The organism is Stenotrophomonas sp. GL_101, from assembly GCF_057835675.1.
The window spans coordinates 2,506,824-2,524,764 of record NZ_CM174432.1; the positions used below are offsets into that span (position 1 = coordinate 2,506,824).

Below are 17,941 nucleotides of genomic sequence, written 5' to 3' on the forward strand. Positions count from 1 at the left end.
TGTGCCGCCGCGCGGCATCCATGGAAGTACAGACAACCCAGGGCGCGCGTTGCCCACACCGCAATGCAGGCCTGTTCATGCGCCGTGGTGCCGCTGGATCAACAACGCCGCGCGCAGCACATGCTTGCCCACCAGGCTCTTGGAGATACCCATGCGCAAGGCGATTTCGCGCTCGGACAGGCCCAGGTAGCGGTTCAACACGAAGGCACGGCGTACTGGTTCGGGCAGCGCCAGGATGGTCTGGGTGATCTCGCGCAGCTGCGCCTGCGCCAGCGCGGTGCGCTCGCCATCCTCACCGTCGCCAGTGCTTTGCAGGGCCACGCCCGCCAGCGCATGGCGTTCACGGGTGTCGGCCTGGCGGCGGTTGAGGGCATGGTGGTAGGCCATGCGATACAGATAACCGCGGATGTCCACGATCGGCGGGTCGCCAGGCACGGCGCTCGCTTTGAGGTACAGGTTCTGCAGGGTGTCTTCGGTGCTGGGTGGATCGAGGTAACGGCCCAGGAACCGGGACAAGGCAGGTCGCTCTCGAATCAGCAGTTCGACCAGGGCATCAGCATTGGGGGGCATGCGCAAACCAGCGCGGAACCGGGAATGATGGGCGTGATGGCGACGGTCCGACCGGGCCAGTCTAGGGGCAAACCCTGAATACGGATAGGGTCGCGCGCCGTCATCCGGCCCGGGCGGCCACCCGCATCAAGGCCCGGAAGCGCGGACACGCCCGGTGGCTGGGCGCGCGGCACGCCGCTGCATGGCGCAGGCCGTCGCGCATCGCGGTCATGCGCGCGATGCTGCGGTCCAGCGTGTCGGCCTGCTCGGTCAGGCGCGCGCGATCCAGACCGCTACCGTCTTCGGCGGCGAGCATCGTCGCCACGGTCTGCAGCGACAGTCCCGCCGCGCGGCCCAGGGCAATCAGGGCCAGGCGTTCCAGCACGCTCTCTGCGTATACGCGGCGCAATCCACGGCGGCCCAGCGGTTGGATCAGGCCCTTCTGCTCGTAGAACCGCAGTGCCGACGCCGCCAGCCCGGCGCGACGTGCCACCTCGGCGATATCCAGCTCACGCATCGCTTGACCTCAAGTGCACTTGAAGTGGCAGAGTGCGCACTTGCGCCATCGTTGGCAAGCCGGGACCGGGGACTATCATGAGCGACACCGCACAATACGCACTGTGGAATGGCCCCTCCGGCCAGGTCTGGGTGGAAGCGCAACGCCTGCTGGACCAGATGTTCGCGCAGCTTGCCGAGCACCTGGCACAGAGCGTGCCTGCCGGTGCTCCGGCGCGCGTGCTCGACGTGGGCTGCGGCACCGGCGCGGTCAGCCTGTCCATCGCCGGGCGGCTGGGCAACGGCGGCCACTGTACCGGCGTGGACATCTCCGCCCCGATGATCGCCCGTGCCACCGAACGCGCCGCCGGCACCGGCCTGCCGCTGTCGTTCGAGCAGGCCGACGCGCAACGGCATCGTTTCGCACCGGCGGCGTTCGACCACATCGTGTCGCGTTTCGGGGTGATGTTCTTCGAGGATCCGGTGCAGGCGTTCAGCAACCTGCGCCAGGCCACCCGGCGTGGCGGAGCGTTGCAGCTGCTGGCCTGGCGCGGCGCAGCCGACAACCCCTTCATGACCACCGCCGAGCGCGCCGCCGCGCCATGGATCGCGCTGCCAGCGCGCATCGCCGACGGCCCGGGTCAATTCGCGTTTGCCGATCGGGCACGGGTGGGCGCCCTGCTGGCGGCCAGTGGCTGGGACAACATCGACATCGTCGCCCTCGACCTCCCCTGCACGATCCCCGCGGCAGACCTGCCCACGTATGTTTCGCTGCTGGGGCCGGTGGGCGCCGCACTGCGCAGCGCGGATATCGATGCGGCCGTGCGCAGGCGCGTTCTGGACGCACTCCAACAGGCCTTCGCCCCCTTCATCAGCGGCGACACCGTCCGCTTCACCGCCGCGTGCTGGGAGCTTCGCGCCACCGCGCCCTGAGCCACTGAACCGCCCCATCGCAGCCCAGGCGCGGTGATGCCGACCCACCGTCGGCGGCTAGCGGGTGCAGCACGCGCCTTGAATGCCAGGTCGCATCAGCACGACCGTCGCCAGCATCGCCAGCAACGCCATCGCGGCCGCGGTCACAAATGCGTAGCCGGCACCGGTGGCATAGGCGTCCCGCGCCAATCCACCCAGCCGGCCTGCCGAGGTGGACACGTCCCCCACCACCACCCGTTCCATCAGTGCCGGCGACAACGCCTGCCCGGCCTCGGCGAATACCCGTTCAGCGGCGTGGCGCACGTGGCTGGAGAGCACCGCGCCCAACGTGGCGAAGCCGATCAGGATGCCGGAGAACCGCGCGGTGGTACTGATCCCCGATGCCATGCCGGCGCGGTCGGGCGGAATGACCGCCATGATCGCCTTCTGGGTTTCGCCATTGAGCAGCCCACCGCCGCTGCCCAGCACCGCCATCGCCAGCAGCAGCCCGCTGTCGCTATGCCGCCACAGCGCCAGTGCCACGCCCAGGTTGCCCATCACCGCCACGCCCAGCCCCAGCGCCAGCAGCCGCCCGGAATGCCAGTGCGCACCCAGCCGCCGGCCGACGAACGGCAGCAGCAGCATCGCCAGCGCGAACGGCAGCATGTGCACGCCGGCCTGCAACACGCTGTCGCCGCGCACGTTCTGCAGCAGCAGCGGCAACAGCGACGCCATTACCTGGATCGCCGCGGCATAGGCGAACATCGCAATCACCGCACCAACCAGTGCCGGGATCCGGAACAAGCCAAGGTCCAGCATCGGCTGTGCACGCCTGCGCTCGACCGCGATGAATGCCGTGCCGAGCACCGTGCCGGACAGCAGCCAGGGCAGTGCCACCGCCCAGCCTTCGGCGGGCCCGCGGATCAGCGCCCAGGTCCAGCACAGCATGCTGCCGGCGAACAACGCCACCCCGGCGACATCGATCCGCCGCCGTACCGGATCGCGCGATTCGGCAACGAAGGTCCGGCTCAACCCCGCCAGCAGCAGGCACAGTGGCAGATTGATGTGGAAGGCCCATCGCCACCCCCACCAGGTCGCGATCACGCCACCGATCAACGGCGCCAGCACCATGGTCAAACCCATGATCGCGCCCCATATCGCCCAGGCACGGGTGCGCGAGGCGGTGTCCTGGTGGGCGTGGCCGATCAATGACAGTGCCGGGGCCAGCATGAACGCCGCTGCCGCCCCCTGCCCGGCGCGTGCCAGGTACAGCGTGCTGGCATGGCTGGCCAACCCGCAGGCCACCGACGTCAGCGCAAACAGCACCAGCCCCACCTGATACAGGCGCCTGCGTCCGATACGGTCGGCCAGGGTGCCGGCCGGCAACAGCAGCGCGGCAAAGCACAGCACGTAGGCGCTGACCACCCACTCGATGTCGGCAAACGACGCCGACAACTCGCGTGCGATGGTGGGCAGCACCACGCCTACTCATTGGTGTCCAGCACGGTCAGCGCACACCCGGCCGATGCCAGCAGCAGAACCGCGTCGGCAGGCGCGCCGCGGCGCGCTACCGGTCCAGCGTCGCCGACGCCGCTCACGTGCCGGCCGCCGGCAGCCGGCGCCGCACCCTGGCCTCCATGTCCGCATCGCCGAGCGCGTAGCCCAGTACGTCCTGCAGCTTGCCATCGGCCCCCAGCAGGAACCACGAGGCGGTGTGTTCAAACGTCGCCGCGTCACCCTCGCCCACCCGCCGGTAGCTCACGCCCAGGCTCTCGGCCACCGCGCGGGTGCCGGCCTCGTCGCCGGACAGGCCGATGAAACCCGGGTCGAACGCGGCCAGGTACTCGCGCAGGTGGGCGGGGGTATCGCGCTGCGGGTCGACCGTCACGAAGACCACCTGCAGATCCTCACCCGGCGGGCCCAGCCGGCGCTTGAGCTGCACCGCCTTGAGCAGGCTCAACGGGCATACCTCCGGGCAGTGGGTGAACCCGAAGAACACCAGCGTGGGGTGTCCTCGCAGGCTGCCGATGGACAGCGTACGGCCATCGCTGCTGCGCAGGGCCACCGATTCCAGCGCGGCCTGGCCCATGATCGGTGCCCGGTCGTCGCTGCAGCCGGCCAACAGCAGCACCGCCAGCAATACCCGCCACCCTGCACGCGTCATCGCGCGGCTCCATGCGCGTGCCCGCCCATCCCGTCACGCACCACGAAATCCACGCTCTGCTCGCCGCCCGACGCCAGTGTCAGACGCACGCGTACGTGTTGGCCGGGCTGCAGCGGGCGCTTGGGCAGCATCAGCATCAAGTGGTAGCCGCCCGGTTGCAGGGGCGTGGTCCGCCCGGCCGGCAGCAGCAGCCCCCCGGGCAACGCCTGCATGCGCATGACCTCGCCGTCCATGCGCATCGCATGGATCTGGACCTGCCCGAAGCCGGCGGCGCTGGCCGCCACCAGCCGGTCCTCGACGCCGCCGTTGTGCAGTTGCACGTAGCCGGCGGCCACGCCTGCCGCAGGCGGCGGCAGGCGGATCCAGGCCTCGCTGGCCACCACGGCGGTGGTCGCCGGCAGGTTCGGTGCCGCCCCCGCAGGAACGGCGGCACCCAAACCAAGCAGGCAGGAGAAGGTGAAACAGAGCGTGCGTCCGGTCATGGCCATGCTCAGACCTGCATCGGCATCATGTTGAGGGTGGCGTTGTGCATCACCCACAACGACCCCGCCACCACGATGGCAATCAGGAACGCGGTGCACAGGAAAATACCGGTGTTCTCGCGCTGGCTGCGGCCCGCGCCGATGTGCAGGAACAGCACCAGCTGGGCGACCAGCTGGACCACGCACAGCACCACGATGGCGGTCAGTCGCAGTGGCGGCGGCACCAGCCCGCTCATCACCACGCCGAACGAGGCGCCGGTCAGCAGCAGGCACAGCAGCAGGCCGACAACGTAGCCCTTGAGAGTGGCGTGGCCGCCACCGTGATCGGTTTCAGAAGCGCTCGGGCTCATACGAACTCCCGCAGGTAGACGAAGGTGAACACGCAGATCCAGATCAGGTCCAGGAAATGCCAGAACAGGCTCAGGCACGCCAGTCGGCGGCGCACCACACCGTCCAGGCCGAACCTCAGCACCTGGTGGATCATGATCGCCAGCCACAGCAGGCCGACGCTGACATGCAGGCCATGGGTAGCCACCAGGGTGAAGTACGCCGAGAGGTAGGCGCTCACGTCCGGGGTGGCGCCTTCGTGGATCAGCTCGGCGAACTCATACAACTCCATGCCGATGAACACCGCGCCGAGCAACCCGGTGGCGACCAGCCAGCCAACCACCTGGTTGCGCTTGCCGGCCTGCATGCCCAGCATCGCCACGCCGAAGGTGAAGCTGCTCAGCAGCAGCACCACCGTTTCGGACAGCACGAAGCCCAGCTTGAACAGCTCCTTGCCGCTGGGACCGTCGGCGGTGCCGTTGAGCAGCACCCCGAAGGTGGCAAACAACACCGCGAAGATCAGGCAGTCGCCCATCAGGTACATCCAGAAACCCACCACGGTCTTGTTGCCGTCATCGTGGTGCGCGGGGTCGTAATGACCTGCCTCCCGCTGCCCGTGCACCGGGCTTGCCGCCAACGTATCGCCGCTCATGCCCGGGCTCCCTGCAGCCGCGCGATGTGCGCGTCCTCAATACGCTTCACCTCGGCGCCGGGTACGTAGTAATCCACGTCACGGTCGTAGGAACGCAGCACGAAGGTGGCGATCACCCCGACCAGGCCAATCGCCGCCACGATCCACATGTGCCAGACCAGGGCGAAGCACAGCACCAGGCTGAACACCGAGATCACCACGCCGGCGCCGGTATTGCGCGGCATGTGGATATCCTCGTAGTGGCCCGGGCGTTGCCAGGCGCGGCCCTGCTGCTTGTCATCCCAGTGCTGTTCCAGCGAGGTGATCTGCGGCACGTGGGCGAAGTTGTAGAACGGGGGTGGCGAGGACGTCGCCCATTCCAGGCTGCGTGCATTCCACGGGTCGCCGGTAAGGTCCATGTTGGCCTTGCGGTCGCGCACGCTGACGTAGAACTGGATGAACATCGCCGCGATGCCGGCGGCGATCACCAGCGCACCGATGGCCGCCACGATCAACCACGGCTGCCAGCCCTCCACCGCGTAGTGGTTCATGCGCCGGGTCATGCCCTTGAAGCCGAGCACGTACAGCGGCATGAACGCCAGGTAGAAGCCGACCAGCCAGCACCAGAACGAAATCTTGCCCCAGCGCTCGTTGAGGGTGAAGCCGAACGCTTTCGGGAACCAGAAGGTGATGCCGGCCAGGCAGCCGAACACCACCCCGCCGATGATCACGTTATGGAAGTGCGCGATCAGGAACAGGCTGTTGTGCAACACGAAGTCCGCGCCCGGGATCGCCAGCATGACGCCGGTCATGCCACCCAGCGCGAAAGTGACCATGAAGCCGATCGTCCACATCGTCGAGGAGTGGTAGCGGATGCGGCCGCGGTACATGGTGAACAGCCAGTTGAACAGCTTCACCCCGGTGGGAATGGAGATGATCGAGGTCATGATCCCGAAGAACGCATTGACGTTCGCGCCCGAACCCATGGTGAAGAAGTGGTGCAGCCACACGAAGAACGACAGCACGCCGATCGAGCAGGTGGCGTACACCATCGAACGATAGCCAAACAGCGGCTTGCCCGAGAAGGTGGCGATGATCTCCGAGAACGCACCGAAGCACGGCAGGATCAGCACGTACACTTCCGGGTGGCCCCAGATCCAGATCAGGTTGACGTACATCATGGCGTTGCCGCCGGCATCATTGGTGAAAAAATGCATGCCGAAGTAGCGGTCCATCGTCAACAGCAGCAGCGTTGCGGTCAGCACCGGGAAGATCGCCACGATCAGGATGTTGGTGATCAACGCGGTCCAGGTGAACACCGGCATCTTCATCAGGTCCATGCCCGGCGCACGCATCTTGAGGATGGTGACGATGAAGTTCAGGCCGGTCAGCGTGGTGCCGATACCCGATACCTGCAATGACCAGATGTAGTAGTCCACGCCCACGGTGGGGCTGTACTCGATGCCCGACAGTGGCGGATAGGCCACCCAGCCGGTCGCGGCGAAGTCGCCGACGAACATCGAGGCCATCACCAGCACCGCACCCACCGCCGACAGCCAGAAGCTGAGCGAGTTGACGAACGGGAACGCCACATCGCGTGCACCGATCTGCAGCGGTACCACGATGTTCATCAGGCCCACGATCAAGGGCGTGGCCACGAAGAAGATCATGATCACCCCGTGCGCGGTGAAGATCTGGTCGTAGTGTTCCGGCGGCAGGTAGCCGGCCGCGTCGTTGGCGGCAATGGCCTGCTGGGCACGCATCATCAGTGCATCGGCAAAGCCGCGCACCAGCATGACCAGCGCCAGCAGGATGTACATCACGCCGATCTTCTTGTGGTCCACCGAGGTGATCCACTCGGTCCAGAGATAGCCCCACTTCTTGAAGTAGGTGATCGCGGCGATGATCGCCAGGCCGAGCAGCAGCGAGCCGGCCAGCGCCGACATGATGATCGGGTCGTGGTAGGGAATTGCTTCGAGGTTCAACTTTCCAAGCACAATCAGTTCTCCTTGGCCCCGGGTTCTTCACCCGGCAGGCATATCTCGGCATCGGCCATGCCGTGGTAACGGGCGACGATGCTGTCGAACAGGCCGGTATCCACGCCACTGAAGCGCAGCAGCGGCGATCCGTGGGTGGGCACTTCCAGCTCGGCCAGGCGCGCGGCGCCCAGGTGGTCGCCACTGCTGCGGGCCTGTTCCAGCCAGCGGGTGAAGTCGGCGTCGGTCACCACCCGTGCCGGGAACTTCATGTCCGAGAAGCCCGCGCCGCTGTAGGCCGATGACATCCCGGCGTAGGTGCCCGGGGTATGCCCGATCAGGTGCAGGCGGGTCTGCATGGCCGGCATGGTGTAGACCATGCTGCCCAGCTGCGGCACGAAGAAGGCATTCATCATCGACTCGGAGGTCAGCTTGAATGCCACCGGCGTATCCACCGGCATCACCAGCTCATTGATCGTGGCCACGTTGTGGTCGGGGTAGATGAACAACCACTTCCAGTTCAACGACACCACTTCCACCCGCAGCGGCGCCTTGTCCGATTCAATCGGCCTGTAGGGGTCCAGGGCATGCGTGCTCTTCCAGATCAGCACCGCCAGCACCACGATGATCAGGCACGGAATGGTCCAGATCACCACTTCGATGGCGGTGGAGTGCGACCAGTCCGGCGCGTAGGTGGCGGCGGTATTGGATTCGCGGTAGCGCCACGCGAAGTACAGCGTCAGCAGGATCACCGGGATCACCACCAGCAGCATCAGCCCGGTACACACCAGGATCAGCTGCATCTCCTGTTCGGCGATGCTGCCCATGGGGTTGAACAGCTCCAGGTTGCTGCACCCGGTGAGCAGTAGCAGCAGCGCTGCCAGGCCGGACCAGCGTCCGGCGCGGACTCGACCGGCCAGGCTGGCGCGGCGAGCGTGTTGTGTAGCGGGAATCATGCGGGACGGCCCTTCCAACGCAGTGCCGGGCCGGGCGGCCCGGATCGAAGAAGTGGCGGACGCCCCCCTGCATGACCGATATGCATGGGGGGTGCCCGCCGCAGCCGCGTACGTTAGGCAACGACATGATCCATACATGATGCGACACACTGTCGCAGCCCCCTGCGCACCCCGGCGTAAGATGCGCCGATGCAGTGGAATGCTCTCATCGCCGATGGTCACGGGCCGGTCTACCTGCGCATCGTGCAGGCGCTCGAACGCGCGGTCTGGTCCGGCACGCTGCGCCCCGGTCAGCGACTTCCCGCCCAGCGCGTGCTCGCCGCCGACCTCGGCGTGGACCTGACCACCGTCACCCGTGCCTTCACCGAGGCGCGCAAACGCGGGCTGATCGACGCACGTGGTCCGCTGGGCACCTTCGTTGCGCCGCCCAAGGTGGAACTGGCACAACTGGTCGACCTGGGCATGAACCTGCCGCCCAGCCCCGCCAGCGGAGCCGTGGCCGAGATGCTTCGACGCGGGCTGTCCACCGTGCTGACCCGCAGCGATGCCGGCAACCTGATGACCTACCACCTCGGCGGCGGCAGCCGCGCCGATCACCTGGCCGCGCAGCAATGGCTCAAACCGATCCTCGGCAAGTGCGACAGCGGCCGGCTGGTGGTCACCGAAGGCGCGCAGGCCGCGTTGTCGGCGCTGCTGCTGGCGCTTACCGAGGCCGGCGACACGATCCTGTGCGAGCCCCTGGTCTACCCCGGCCTGCTGCATGCCGCGCGGGTCCTGCAGCGCAAGCTGCAGGTGGTGGAGTGCGACGAGCACGGCATGCGCCCGGACGCACTGCGTCGCCAGGCACGCGCGACCGGTGCGCGGGTGGTCTACCTCAACCCGACCGCGCAGAACCCCACCGCCCGCACCCTGCCCGAGCCCCGCCGGGTGCAGATCGCCGAGGTGCTGCGCGCGCAGCGCCTGTCCCTGATCGAAGACGACCCGTACTGGCTGCTGGTGGATGACGCCCCGGCCCCGATCGCGCTGCTGGCGCCGGACCACACCTGCTACATCTCCACGCTGTCCAAGTGCCTCAGCCCGGGCCTGCACACCGGCTTTGTGTACCTGCCCGAGGGCGTCGCGCGCCAGGCCGTGCTTGACGCGTTGCGCGCGGTCAACCTGATGGCGCCGCCGCTGATGAATGCCCTGGTCACCCAGTTGATCCTGGATGGGTCGGCCGCCACCCTGCTCACGCTGGTGCAGGAAGAAGCCGCCGAGCGGCGCTACCTGGCCAGCGCCGCCCTGTCGCCGCAGTTCCTGCAGCACTGTGCCGGCGTGCACGCATGGTGCCGCCTGCCCGCCCACTGGACCGACGCCAGCCTGACCCATGCGGCGCGGCTGCAGGGGCTGGGAATCGCGCCTTCGTCGGCCTTCACTCCGCAAGGCACCGCCATCAACAATGCCGTGCGGGTGTCACTGGGCGCAGCCGCGCATCGGCAGGAGCTGCATCGCGCCTTGCGGCAGCTGGATGCCTTGATGCATGCCGCCGCCGGCGAAGGCGTCGGCTGGACGGTCTAGCCGCCCCGGCGGTCAGGCGTTGACCGCTTTGGCCCGCGTCCAGGCCGCCTCGAACTCGGCCGCGGAGATTTCATCGTCCGAATCCAGGTCCAGCCAGGACAGCGGCTGGTCGGCCAGCGCGAAACGCGCGTCGCTGTGGCCGGTTTTGTCGGCCCAGGTCAGCACGCTGCGATAGCTTTCCACCTGCCGCACGATGACCTCGCCAGCCGCTTCCAGATACACGGTGCCGTTGCCCAGGTCCGATTCTGCCGGGTGTTTGAAGTACTTCTTGGTCGCGCTCATCAGGGGATTCCGGGTCGGGCCAGCAAAGGAGAGGGGGGAGAATATACGCCCCGCTCGCGCCAGCGCCCAGCACTCAGCGCCGGTTGAAGGGCGCGTCATTCACCTATGCGGCGCCGCCATCGGCGTTGGGCAAGGTGCGCGCATAGGACAGGTCAACGTCCAGATAGTCTTCGTGCAGGCCCTGCACCGCTCGCCCGGTCGGCTCGCCCTCGGCATTGGTTTCCATCAACAGCCAGCCGGGCATGTCGTCCCGCTGCCCGGCCGGGCCTTCGTCCAACGCCATGACGAAGCCATTGCCGAGGGCCTTGCCGTAGGCCAGCAACAGCGCATGCAGGGCCGCCGGCGATACTGCCGCGTGCACCGCCTTCAGCGTTTCCTCCAGGTCCGGCCGGTCGTACAGCGCTTCTGACAGGCCCTCCTCCACCGCATCGGCCAGCCGGTGGACATCACGCAGCAGCAGGAAGCGCGCGAACTGCGGAATGTCCTCCCTCAGTTCACTACCGACCCAGTCGCCAGGATCGAGGCAGCCAGCGGCCTGCATCGCGGCGGTGACCTGTGCGCGGCGTTCGGCGCGGTCAGCGGCATCATTCATGGAATACGGCCTCAGTCTGCCAACACGATTGAAATGGACGACACCAACAGCTGACGCACGATGTCCGGTGCCAGGTCGGGGTCGCGCACCGCGCGCATCGCCAATCCTTCCACCAGCAGGCGCAGCAGCAGGGTGCGTCGCTGGAGATCCTCCTCATCGACAGCGCGACCCTGCGCGCCGTCGTGATGGCGCAGCCAGCGGGCGATGGCGGCGCTGGTCTGTTTGTCATGCCGGCGCAGCACCTCGGCTACCACCGGATCGCGATGCGCTTCGGCGGTGATTTCGGCATACAGCGCGACGCTGGCGATGGCATTGCCACCGGTATCCAGTGTCTCCCCACGTGCCCACTGCTGGTAGCAGCGAAGCAGGCCCTCGACCAGGTCCGACGCGGCCGGCATGTGTCCAATCGCGTCCTGGTCATGCACCAGTTGCCGCTCGATCAACGCCAGGATCAACGCCCGTTTGTTCTCGAAGTAGCGATACATCAACCCCTGGCTGATCTCCGCTTCTGTGGCGATCTCGCTGATGGATCCGGCATGGAATCCCCGGGTGATGAAACAGCGCTGCGCGGCATCGAGGATGCGCTGGCGCTGCGCCTCGGCGCGCGTGGCTGCCGCATCGGCCATCGGTGTAGGCGTTGGGGTGTTCGGCGTCATTGCTCGTCGTGTAGGCGTCCAGTGCCGGTGGATGGTACGCGATCCAGGTGATGAATGAACGGTCATTCATCTGTCATTGTGCACGCCCAGACTGCGCCGGCCCCCTCACTTCCCTACGACTGAAGCCGATGCGCCACGCCCTGCTGCACCGCCAACCGTTGCCCCTTGCCATCGTCGCCGCGCTTGCCATCGCCACTGCCCTGCCCGCCCTCGCTGCGGAGGGCGATGCTGCCACCACCGACAGCGCCAGCCGCGACGTGGTCGCCCTGGACCAGGTCGTGGTGACCGCGCAGAAGCGCGCGACCAATCTGCAGGAAACCCCGATTTCGGTCTCCGTGGTGGATGCCGAGGCGCTGAAGGATCGCAGCGCGATCTCGCTCGGCAGCCTGTCCGATGGCTCGATCCCCTCGTTGCGGGTGACCCCGTTCGCCACCCGCAGTTCGGCATTGAACATCGGCATCCGCGGGATCGGCGCCTCCGGTGACGCCAACCAACCCGCGCGCAACGCCGGCGTGGGCGTGTACGTCGACGGCGTGTTCATGGGCCGCGCGCAGGGGCTGGGAAGCATGCTCTACGACGTGGAACGGATCGAGGTATTGAAGGGCCCGCAGGGCACTCTGTTCGGCCGCAATACCGAAGGCGGCGCCATCAGCATCATCACCAAACCGCCCACCGGCGAGTTTGGCGGCTCGGTCAGCGCCGGGGTGTCCAACTACAGCGGCTACACCAGCGGCCTGCACCTGGACCTGCCCAAGGTGGGCGATGTCAGTGTCAAGATCGATGCGGTGCAGGCCACGCGCGGCGGCACCACCGACAACCCGATGCGCGGCGAGCGCGACTTCAACCGTTACGACAAGCGCGGCGCACGGCTGACGGCGTTGTGGCAACCCAGCGACGACTTTTCCGCGCTGTACGCCTTTGATCGCTCCTACGATGCCACGACGCCTTACCACACCCAGGTACTGGTGGCAGGCGCGTACCTGAGCCCGCTGCAGAAGGCCGGCGCGAGCGAAGACCGGCGCGATGCCTCGCTCCTCGGCGGCCCGCAGGAAGACAACGTCGGCCGTACCAGCGGCCACCTGCTCAGCCTGGGCTGGACACTCAGCGACCGCCTGGAGCTGAAGTCCATCAGTTCCTACCGTGAGCTCACCCAGGGCCAGTTCGACATGGGCCTGGTCGATGCGATCTCCGCCTATGGTGGCCCCAATACCCCCTTCGGCCGTTACAGCCTGGCCCAGGTCTACCAGCACCAGTACAGCCAGGAGTTCCAGCTGATCGGCAGCACCTCGCAGGTCCAGTTCCTGGCCGGCGCGTTCTACTATCACGAAACCGCCGGGGACAACGCGCAGACCCCGAACATGCTGCTGTGGGGTCCGGGTGGCAACAGTTACACGTTGAACCCGGCCACCAATCCGCTGAACCTGGCCAACGTCCGCATCGATCGCGCCAGCAAGGCGTGGACCGACAGCCTGGGTATCTTCGGGCAGGCCACCTGGACGCCGGCCTCGCTTGAGCGCCTGCACCTGACCGCAGGCGGACGCTACACCCGCGATGACAAGAAGGGCTCCCTCTACACCGTCAATGGCGCGGCCACCGACCTGGCGTTCGATGACGCCTGGGGGCGCTTCGACCCGATGGTGAACATCGCCTACGACCTGGGCGACCATGCAATGGTGTATGCCAAGTACAGCACCGGCTTCAAGGCCGGCGGCGCCAATTCGCGCTCCACGGCCTACACCGCCTTCGCACCGGAAGAAGTGACCGCCCTCGAGCTGGGGATCAAATCGCAGTTCTGGGACAACCGCGCGCGCCTGAACCTGGCCCTGTTCGATTCAAAGATCGAGCACAAGCAGATGGACTTCTCGCTGCCGTTCGATCCCAACAGCGGCGAAACCCGCACCACGATGGTCACCACCAACGCACTCAGCAACGGCACCTCGCGCGGCGCCGAGCTGGAGTTCAGCATCATGCCGGTGGACAACCTGACCGTGGGCCTGAACTACGCCTACACCCGGATCGACGCACAAAATGCGGTCGACCCGTTCGGCGCCGGCGTGGAAGTCACGGTGAAACCGCTGCTGGCCCCGAAGAATGCCGGCAGCCTCGCGCTGGATTACCTGGTGCCGTTCGCCAACTTCTCGGCCCTCAAGTTCCATCTTGACGGCAACTGGTCCGACGGCTTCTACACCAGCGAGTACGACCAGGTGCTCACCGACAGTTCCTTCGTGGTGAATGCCCGCGTGGCCTTGATCGATGTGCCACTCAACGCCACCGGGTCGACCCTCGCCTTCTCGCTGTGGGCACGCAACCTGCTCGACGAACAGCACCTGTTCTACAAGCTCAACAGCGCCGCCCTTGGCCAGACCGGGATCTTCAACGACCCGCGCACCTATGGCCTGGACGTCACCGTCAACTTCTGAACACCCTGGAGACCCCGATGAAGAACCGCCGCACAGAAATCGCCCTGGCCCTGGCCCTGGCACTGTCCCTGCCGATGCTCGCCGGCAACAGCATCGCCTACGCCGCCCACCCGGCCGCCGCAGCCAGCACTGCACCGGCACCGGTCGCAGCGCCCCGCAGCGGCAACCTGCCGCCGCTGGCCGCCGACGCCCAGCGCTTCATTCCGCTGCAGGGCGCATGGAACACCCGCACCTTCGCCGGCCTGCAGGGCAGCCGCGGGCCGATCCCGGCCAGCGCGTTCGTGCGTACCTCCGACCTGGGCCGCCTCACCGACGCCGACCGCGACACGCTGGCCGCTACCGGGGTGACGCTGGATATCGACCTGCGTACCGCCGATGAACAAGCGCAGTCGCCGGACCTGCTGGCCAACGACGATCGCTTCGCCTACCAGCGCACCTCGCTGATGGGCACCGAGAAGATGGACCTGCAGAAGATGATGACCAGCTTCCCCGATTCGCTCGGTGCCGCCTATGTGCAGTGGCTGGATCACAGCCAGCCACAGTTCAAGCAGGTCTTCCAGCGCATCGCCGCCGAGCGCGACGGCACCGTCCTGTTCCACTGCACCGCGGGCAAGGACCGCACCGGCATCATCGCCGGACTGCTGCTGGACCTGGCCGGGGTCTCCAGTGCGGACATCGTGCACAACTACGCGATCTCCGCGCACTACCTGGAAGGCCAGCCCAAGGACAGCGCGATGAACGCGCAGATCATGGAACTGATCCGGCAGAACCCGGAGATCGGGAAAAAGATGGCCGGCATGGCCGGTACCGCGCCGGAGAACATGCAGATGTTCCTGGCCGCCCTGCACCAGCAGTACGGCGGTGCCGAAGGCTACCTGAAGTCCATTGGCATCAGCGAAGCGGAAATCCAGCAGCTGATGGTGCGGCTGGGACAGGCAGGCTGAGTGAGGCGCGCCGGTCACAGCGCCGAGCCTGCGACCGGCGGCTCCCGATAATGCGATGACGCTGCTGGCCTTGCCGCCTCAGTGCGGCGGCAAGGAATGAAGCACCGCCTCCACCAGCCGGTCGCGGAGCGCAGACGCCTGGGCCGGGTTCCACGCCATCAGCAGCTCCAACCGCGCCTGTGCTTCGGGCGCATCGACCTGGATCGGGCGGAACACAACGTCTTCGCGCGCCACCGATGCAAGCGATGCCGGTAGCAATGCAATGCCGAAGCCACAGGCGACCAGCGCAATCAAGGTCTGCATCTGCCGCCCGTGCTGGACGATGTCCGGTACAAAGCCCGCCGCCTGGCACAGGCCGATGAGCTGGTCATGGAAGCCCTGCCCGAGCGCCCTGCGCGATGCCACGAAGGCCTCATCGCGGAGTGCCGCCAACGGCACCACCGCCCGCGACTGAAGATGATGGCCGGCTGGCAGGGCCACGCAGATGCCCTCGCTCACCACGGTTTCCAGGCGCAGCTGCGGCGTGCTCGTGCCCGGTGCGCGCAGGAATCCGATATCCGCCGTGCCCTGCTCCAGCGCCGCGACCTGCTCCTGGGTGGTTGCTTCGACCATGCTGAAGGCCACCCCTGGCGATGCGGATCGAAAGCGGCGCAGCGCGGCCAGCAGCGACGGATAGTGCGCGATGGTGATGAAGGTCAGGGTGAGATGACCTTCCAGGCCCTGCGCGACCCGGCGTGTCTGCGCCACCCCCTCTCCCAGGGTCTGCAGGGTGTGGCGGGCGGTCTCCAGGAACGACACACCGGCGCGGGTCAGGACCACGCTGCGCGGGGTGCGCTCAAACAACGGGTATCCAATTGCCGCCTCCAGCCGGCGGATCGCCTGGCTCAGGGGCGGCTGTGCCATGTGCAGTCGCTCGGCCGCACGATGGAAATGAAGTTCTTCGGCAACGGCGATGAACTGCCGCAGCAGGCGGGTCTCTATCATTGAAACTCCAGGAGTATCACTGGCCTCGTTCTGGTGCACTCAAGATATCAAAGACGTGCCCTGACCGATGCCGCCGCCGGTCCCTTCCTGCCCTCCGCCCGCCCCCGCCAGCCCGGCAATCGCCCCCTGCTCAATGACGGCGGGCGTTGCCGGGCACAGACTCGGTGCCATCGAGCGCGGCCCTGCCGCAGGAAGGACTGCCATGAAACGACGCGACTGCCTCCACGCCGGCCTGATGCTCCCGCTGTTGCCCCTGGCCATGAAGGCCGAGGCGGCCGCCCTGCCCGCCGCCTCCCGCGCCCGGCCCGGCCTGGCGGGCTGGCCGAGCGCCCGGCAATGGCAGGAACTGGCGCGTGCCGTTGGTGGCCGCCTGTCGGTACCGCAGTCGCCGTTCCTGGCCGATGCGGCCACCCGGGCCGAGGCCCTCGCCCAGATCCACAATCCCTTCTACCTCGGCGATCAACCTGCACTCACCCAGACCAGCGGCTACTTCGGCGCGTGGCGGTCGCTGCCCAGCGCGCAGGTAGTGGCTGCGGCCAACAGCGCCGATGTCGCCGCGGCGGTGAGCTTCGCACGACGCCACCGGCTACGCCTCGCCGTCAGGGGCGGCGGCCACAGCTACCACGGCACCTCGTGCGCGGCAGACGCGTTGCTGGTCTGGACCCGGGCGATGAAGCAGGTCGAGCTGCACGCGGCATTCGTCGCGCATGACGCGCGCCCGGGCACCGCACCGCAACCGGCGGTGAGCGTGGGTGCCGGGGCGATGTGGATCGACGTCTACGATGCGGTCACCACCCGCGGCGGGCGCTATGTGCAGGGCGGCGGCTGCACCTCGGTGGGCGTGGCAGGACTGGTCAGCGGCGGTGGCTTCGGCAGCTTCTCCAAAGCCTTCGGGACCGCAGCGGCCAGCCTGCTGGAGGCCGAAGTGGTGACCGCCGATGGTCGCGTGCGGGTGGTCAATGCAGACAACGACGCCGAGCTGTTCTGGGCACTGAAGGGCGGCTGCGCGGCCAGTTTCGGCATCGTGACCCGCTTGACCCTGCGCACCCACGCGTTGCCCGATACCTTTGGCGGCGTGACCTGCAAGGTACAGGCCGCCAGCGACGCGCACTGGCATGCGCTCGCCAGCGAGTTGCTGCGCTTCTACCGTGACAGCCTGTGCAACCCACAATGGGGCGAGCAGATCACCTTTGCCGGCGAACGGACGCTGTCGATCTCCATGGTGTTCCAGGGCATCAGCCGCGACGCCGCCAATGCTGTCTGGGCGCCGCTGCTGGACTGGATACAGGCGCGTGACGGCTACACGGTGCTCAAGCCGTTCGAGGCGCTGGCCATGCCCGCGCGCGACTTCTGGGATGCGGACTTCTTCCGCCAGCATGCCCCGGCGTTGATCGCCGAAGACACCCGCGCCGGCGCACCCTCCCTGCACATGCTGTGGAAGGGCGACCAGGGCCAGGTGGGCTGGTTCCTGCATGGCTATGCGTCGGCCTGGCTGCCCTCCAACCTGCTGGATGATGCACGGCGCGACGCGGCGGCCATCGCCCTCTGCGCCGCCGCCGCGTACATGGATGTCGGCCTGCATTGCAACAAGGGCCTGTTCGGCGCGCCTGCGGACGCGATCGCGGCCAGCAGCGACACCGCCACCCATCCCGCCGTGCTGGACGCCTTCGCCCTGGCCCTGATCGGCAACGCCGGTGGCCCGGTCTACCCGGGCAGCGGCGGCACCGTCGACGAGCCTGCGGCGCGGCGCGGCGCGCTGCAGGTCTCGCGTGCCTACCAGGCACTGTCGGCGATCGCCCCGGACGCTCCGACCTACGTCTCCGAGTGCGACTACTTCCAACGCAACTGGCAACAGGCGTTCTGGGGGCCACACTACCCTCGCCTGCTGGCGGCCAAGCATCGCTACGATCCGGATGGACTGTTCGTGATCCATCACGGCGTCGGCAGCGAGGGCTGGAGTGCGGACGGCCTCGAGCGACACACCGGTTGAGGACCGATCGCGCGCACCGTGTAA

General features: G+C 67.5%; 18 protein-coding genes. 5 read left to right on the forward strand and 13 right to left on the reverse strand.

What is annotated here, in order from left to right:
• Positions 1 to 75: 75 nt before the first annotated feature.
• Together AC3IR9_RS11035 and AC3IR9_RS11040 are read right to left on the reverse strand one after the other, a co-directional pair.
• Positions 76 to 570, reverse strand: a complete 495-nt coding sequence (locus tag AC3IR9_RS11035) for an RNA polymerase sigma factor (RefSeq protein WP_489290748.1) — start codon at positions 568 to 570, stop codon at positions 76 to 78.
• Positions 571 to 670: 100 nt separating this feature from the next.
• Positions 671 to 1,066 carry a helix-turn-helix domain-containing protein gene (locus tag AC3IR9_RS11040; RefSeq protein WP_489290749.1) on the reverse strand — a complete coding sequence of 132 codons (396 nt, stop codon included), beginning with the start codon at positions 1,064 to 1,066 and terminating at the stop codon, positions 671 to 673.
• 77 nt (positions 1,067 to 1,143) lie between these two features.
• Between AC3IR9_RS11040 and AC3IR9_RS11045 the strand changes: the two genes are divergently transcribed.
• A complete protein-coding gene (locus AC3IR9_RS11045; protein ID WP_489290750.1) occupies positions 1,144 to 1,977 on the forward strand; it encodes a class I SAM-dependent methyltransferase in 834 nt (277 codons plus the stop codon).
• A gap of 57 nt (positions 1,978 to 2,034) precedes the next feature.
• Here AC3IR9_RS11045 and AC3IR9_RS11050 read toward each other — a convergent pair whose 3' ends face one another.
• The 7 genes from AC3IR9_RS11050 to cyoA all read right to left on the reverse strand — a co-directional run bounded on the left by AC3IR9_RS11050 (position 2,035) and on the right by cyoA (position 8,492).
• On the reverse strand, positions 2,035 to 3,438 hold the full coding sequence (locus tag AC3IR9_RS11050; protein ID WP_489290751.1) for an MFS transporter: 1,404 nt from the start codon (positions 3,436 to 3,438) through the stop codon (positions 2,035 to 2,037).
• Positions 3,439 to 3,550: 112 nt separating this feature from the next.
• A complete protein-coding gene (locus AC3IR9_RS11055; protein ID WP_489290753.1) occupies positions 3,551 to 4,120 on the reverse strand; it encodes an SCO family protein in 570 nt (189 codons plus the stop codon).
• The gene (locus AC3IR9_RS11060) at positions 4,117 to 4,608 is read right to left on the reverse strand and encodes a copper chaperone PCu(A)C (protein ID WP_489290755.1); all 492 of its coding nucleotides are present in this window, start codon (positions 4,606 to 4,608) and stop codon (positions 4,117 to 4,119) included. The genes AC3IR9_RS11055 and AC3IR9_RS11060 overlap by 4 nt, the downstream gene beginning before the upstream one ends.
• A gap of 2 nt (positions 4,609 to 4,610) precedes the next feature.
• Positions 4,611 to 4,952, reverse strand: coding sequence for a cytochrome o ubiquinol oxidase subunit IV (gene cyoD / locus AC3IR9_RS11065; RefSeq protein WP_489290757.1), 342 nt, complete (start codon positions 4,950 to 4,952; stop codon positions 4,611 to 4,613).
• The gene (cyoC, locus tag AC3IR9_RS11070; protein WP_489290759.1) at positions 4,949 to 5,581 is read right to left on the reverse strand and encodes a cytochrome o ubiquinol oxidase subunit III; all 633 of its coding nucleotides are present in this window, start codon (positions 5,579 to 5,581) and stop codon (positions 4,949 to 4,951) included. The genes cyoD and cyoC overlap by 4 nt, the downstream gene beginning before the upstream one ends.
• A complete protein-coding gene (cyoB, locus tag AC3IR9_RS11075) occupies positions 5,578 to 7,557 on the reverse strand; it encodes a cytochrome o ubiquinol oxidase subunit I (RefSeq protein WP_489290761.1) in 1,980 nt (659 codons plus the stop codon). The genes cyoC and cyoB overlap by 4 nt, the downstream gene beginning before the upstream one ends.
• Before the next feature lie 2 nt (positions 7,558 to 7,559).
• Entirely contained in the window at positions 7,560 to 8,492 is a 933-nt protein-coding gene (cyoA, locus tag AC3IR9_RS11080) for a ubiquinol oxidase subunit II (RefSeq protein WP_489290763.1), read from the reverse strand.
• A gap of 189 nt (positions 8,493 to 8,681) precedes the next feature.
• Here cyoA and AC3IR9_RS11085 point away from each other — a divergent pair, with 189 nt between their 5' ends.
• Positions 8,682 to 10,049, forward strand: coding sequence for an aminotransferase-like domain-containing protein (locus AC3IR9_RS11085; RefSeq protein WP_489290765.1), 1,368 nt, complete (start codon positions 8,682 to 8,684; stop codon positions 10,047 to 10,049).
• Between the two features lie 12 nt (positions 10,050 to 10,061).
• Here the strand turns inward: AC3IR9_RS11085 and AC3IR9_RS11090 are convergent, their stop codons facing one another.
• The 3 genes from AC3IR9_RS11090 to AC3IR9_RS11100 all read right to left on the reverse strand — a co-directional run bounded on the left by AC3IR9_RS11090 (position 10,062) and on the right by AC3IR9_RS11100 (position 11,579).
• Positions 10,062 to 10,331 (reverse strand): hypothetical protein, encoded by a 270-nt coding sequence (locus AC3IR9_RS11090; RefSeq protein ID WP_489290766.1) that lies wholly within the window; start codon positions 10,329 to 10,331, stop codon positions 10,062 to 10,064.
• A gap of 103 nt (positions 10,332 to 10,434) precedes the next feature.
• On the reverse strand, positions 10,435 to 10,923 hold the full coding sequence (locus tag AC3IR9_RS11095; protein WP_489290768.1) for a hypothetical protein: 489 nt from the start codon (positions 10,921 to 10,923) through the stop codon (positions 10,435 to 10,437).
• Between the two features lie 11 nt (positions 10,924 to 10,934).
• Positions 10,935 to 11,579, reverse strand: coding sequence for a TetR/AcrR family transcriptional regulator (locus tag AC3IR9_RS11100; RefSeq protein WP_489290770.1), 645 nt, complete (start codon positions 11,577 to 11,579; stop codon positions 10,935 to 10,937).
• 128 nt (positions 11,580 to 11,707) lie between these two features.
• On the opposite strand from AC3IR9_RS11100, the gene AC3IR9_RS11105 reads away from it, so the two are divergent.
• Positions 11,708 to 13,999, forward strand: a complete 2,292-nt coding sequence (locus tag AC3IR9_RS11105) for a TonB-dependent receptor (RefSeq protein WP_489290772.1) — start codon at positions 11,708 to 11,710, stop codon at positions 13,997 to 13,999.
• A gap of 17 nt (positions 14,000 to 14,016) precedes the next feature.
• Positions 14,017 to 14,943 (forward strand): tyrosine-protein phosphatase, encoded by a 927-nt coding sequence (locus AC3IR9_RS11110; protein ID WP_489290774.1) that lies wholly within the window; start codon positions 14,017 to 14,019, stop codon positions 14,941 to 14,943.
• 78 nt (positions 14,944 to 15,021) lie between these two features.
• On the opposite strand, the gene AC3IR9_RS11115 is transcribed toward AC3IR9_RS11110, so the two are convergent.
• Entirely contained in the window at positions 15,022 to 15,927 is a 906-nt protein-coding gene (locus AC3IR9_RS11115; protein WP_489290776.1) for a LysR substrate-binding domain-containing protein, read from the reverse strand.
• A gap of 202 nt (positions 15,928 to 16,129) precedes the next feature.
• Here AC3IR9_RS11115 and AC3IR9_RS11120 point away from each other — a divergent pair, with 202 nt between their 5' ends.
• Positions 16,130 to 17,917, forward strand: a complete 1,788-nt coding sequence (locus AC3IR9_RS11120) for an FAD-binding oxidoreductase (protein WP_489290778.1) — start codon at positions 16,130 to 16,132, stop codon at positions 17,915 to 17,917.
• Positions 17,918 to 17,941: the final 24 nt, after the last annotated feature.

Bases quoted from the DNA above. Each gene is read 5' to 3' on its own strand.
- AC3IR9_RS11120 (WP_489290778.1), top strand. From the start codon at position 16,130: ATGAAACGACGCGACTGCCTCCACGCCGGCCTGATGCTCCCGCTGTTG.
- AC3IR9_RS11115 (WP_489290776.1), bottom strand. From the start codon at position 15,927: ATGATAGAGACCCGCCTGCTGCGGCAGTTCATCGCCGTTGCCGAAGAA.
- AC3IR9_RS11035 (WP_489290748.1), bottom strand. From the start codon at position 570: ATGCCCCCCAATGCTGATGCCCTGGTCGAACTGCTGATTCGAGAGCGA.
- cyoA (WP_489290763.1), bottom strand. From the start codon at position 8,492: ATGATTCCCGCTACACAACACGCTCGCCGCGCCAGCCTGGCCGGTCGA.
- cyoC (WP_489290759.1), bottom strand. From the start codon at position 5,581: ATGAGCGGCGATACGTTGGCGGCAAGCCCGGTGCACGGGCAGCGGGAG.
- AC3IR9_RS11105 (WP_489290772.1), top strand. From the start codon at position 11,708: ATGCGCCACGCCCTGCTGCACCGCCAACCGTTGCCCCTTGCCATCGTC.
- AC3IR9_RS11090 (WP_489290766.1), bottom strand. From the start codon at position 10,331: ATGAGCGCGACCAAGAAGTACTTCAAACACCCGGCAGAATCGGACCTG.
- AC3IR9_RS11110 (WP_489290774.1), top strand. From the start codon at position 14,017: ATGAAGAACCGCCGCACAGAAATCGCCCTGGCCCTGGCCCTGGCACTG.
- AC3IR9_RS11040 (WP_489290749.1), bottom strand. From the start codon at position 1,066: ATGCGTGAGCTGGATATCGCCGAGGTGGCACGTCGCGCCGGGCTGGCG.
- AC3IR9_RS11100 (WP_489290770.1), bottom strand. From the start codon at position 11,579: ATGACGCCGAACACCCCAACGCCTACACCGATGGCCGATGCGGCAGCC.
- AC3IR9_RS11045 (WP_489290750.1), top strand. From the start codon at position 1,144: ATGAGCGACACCGCACAATACGCACTGTGGAATGGCCCCTCCGGCCAG.
- AC3IR9_RS11055 (WP_489290753.1), bottom strand. From the start codon at position 4,120: ATGACGCGTGCAGGGTGGCGGGTATTGCTGGCGGTGCTGCTGTTGGCC.
- AC3IR9_RS11085 (WP_489290765.1), top strand. From the start codon at position 8,682: ATGCAGTGGAATGCTCTCATCGCCGATGGTCACGGGCCGGTCTACCTG.
- AC3IR9_RS11095 (WP_489290768.1), bottom strand. From the start codon at position 10,923: ATGAATGATGCCGCTGACCGCGCCGAACGCCGCGCACAGGTCACCGCC.
- cyoD (WP_489290757.1), bottom strand. From the start codon at position 4,952: ATGAGCCCGAGCGCTTCTGAAACCGATCACGGTGGCGGCCACGCCACT.
- AC3IR9_RS11060 (WP_489290755.1), bottom strand. From the start codon at position 4,608: ATGGCCATGACCGGACGCACGCTCTGTTTCACCTTCTCCTGCCTGCTT.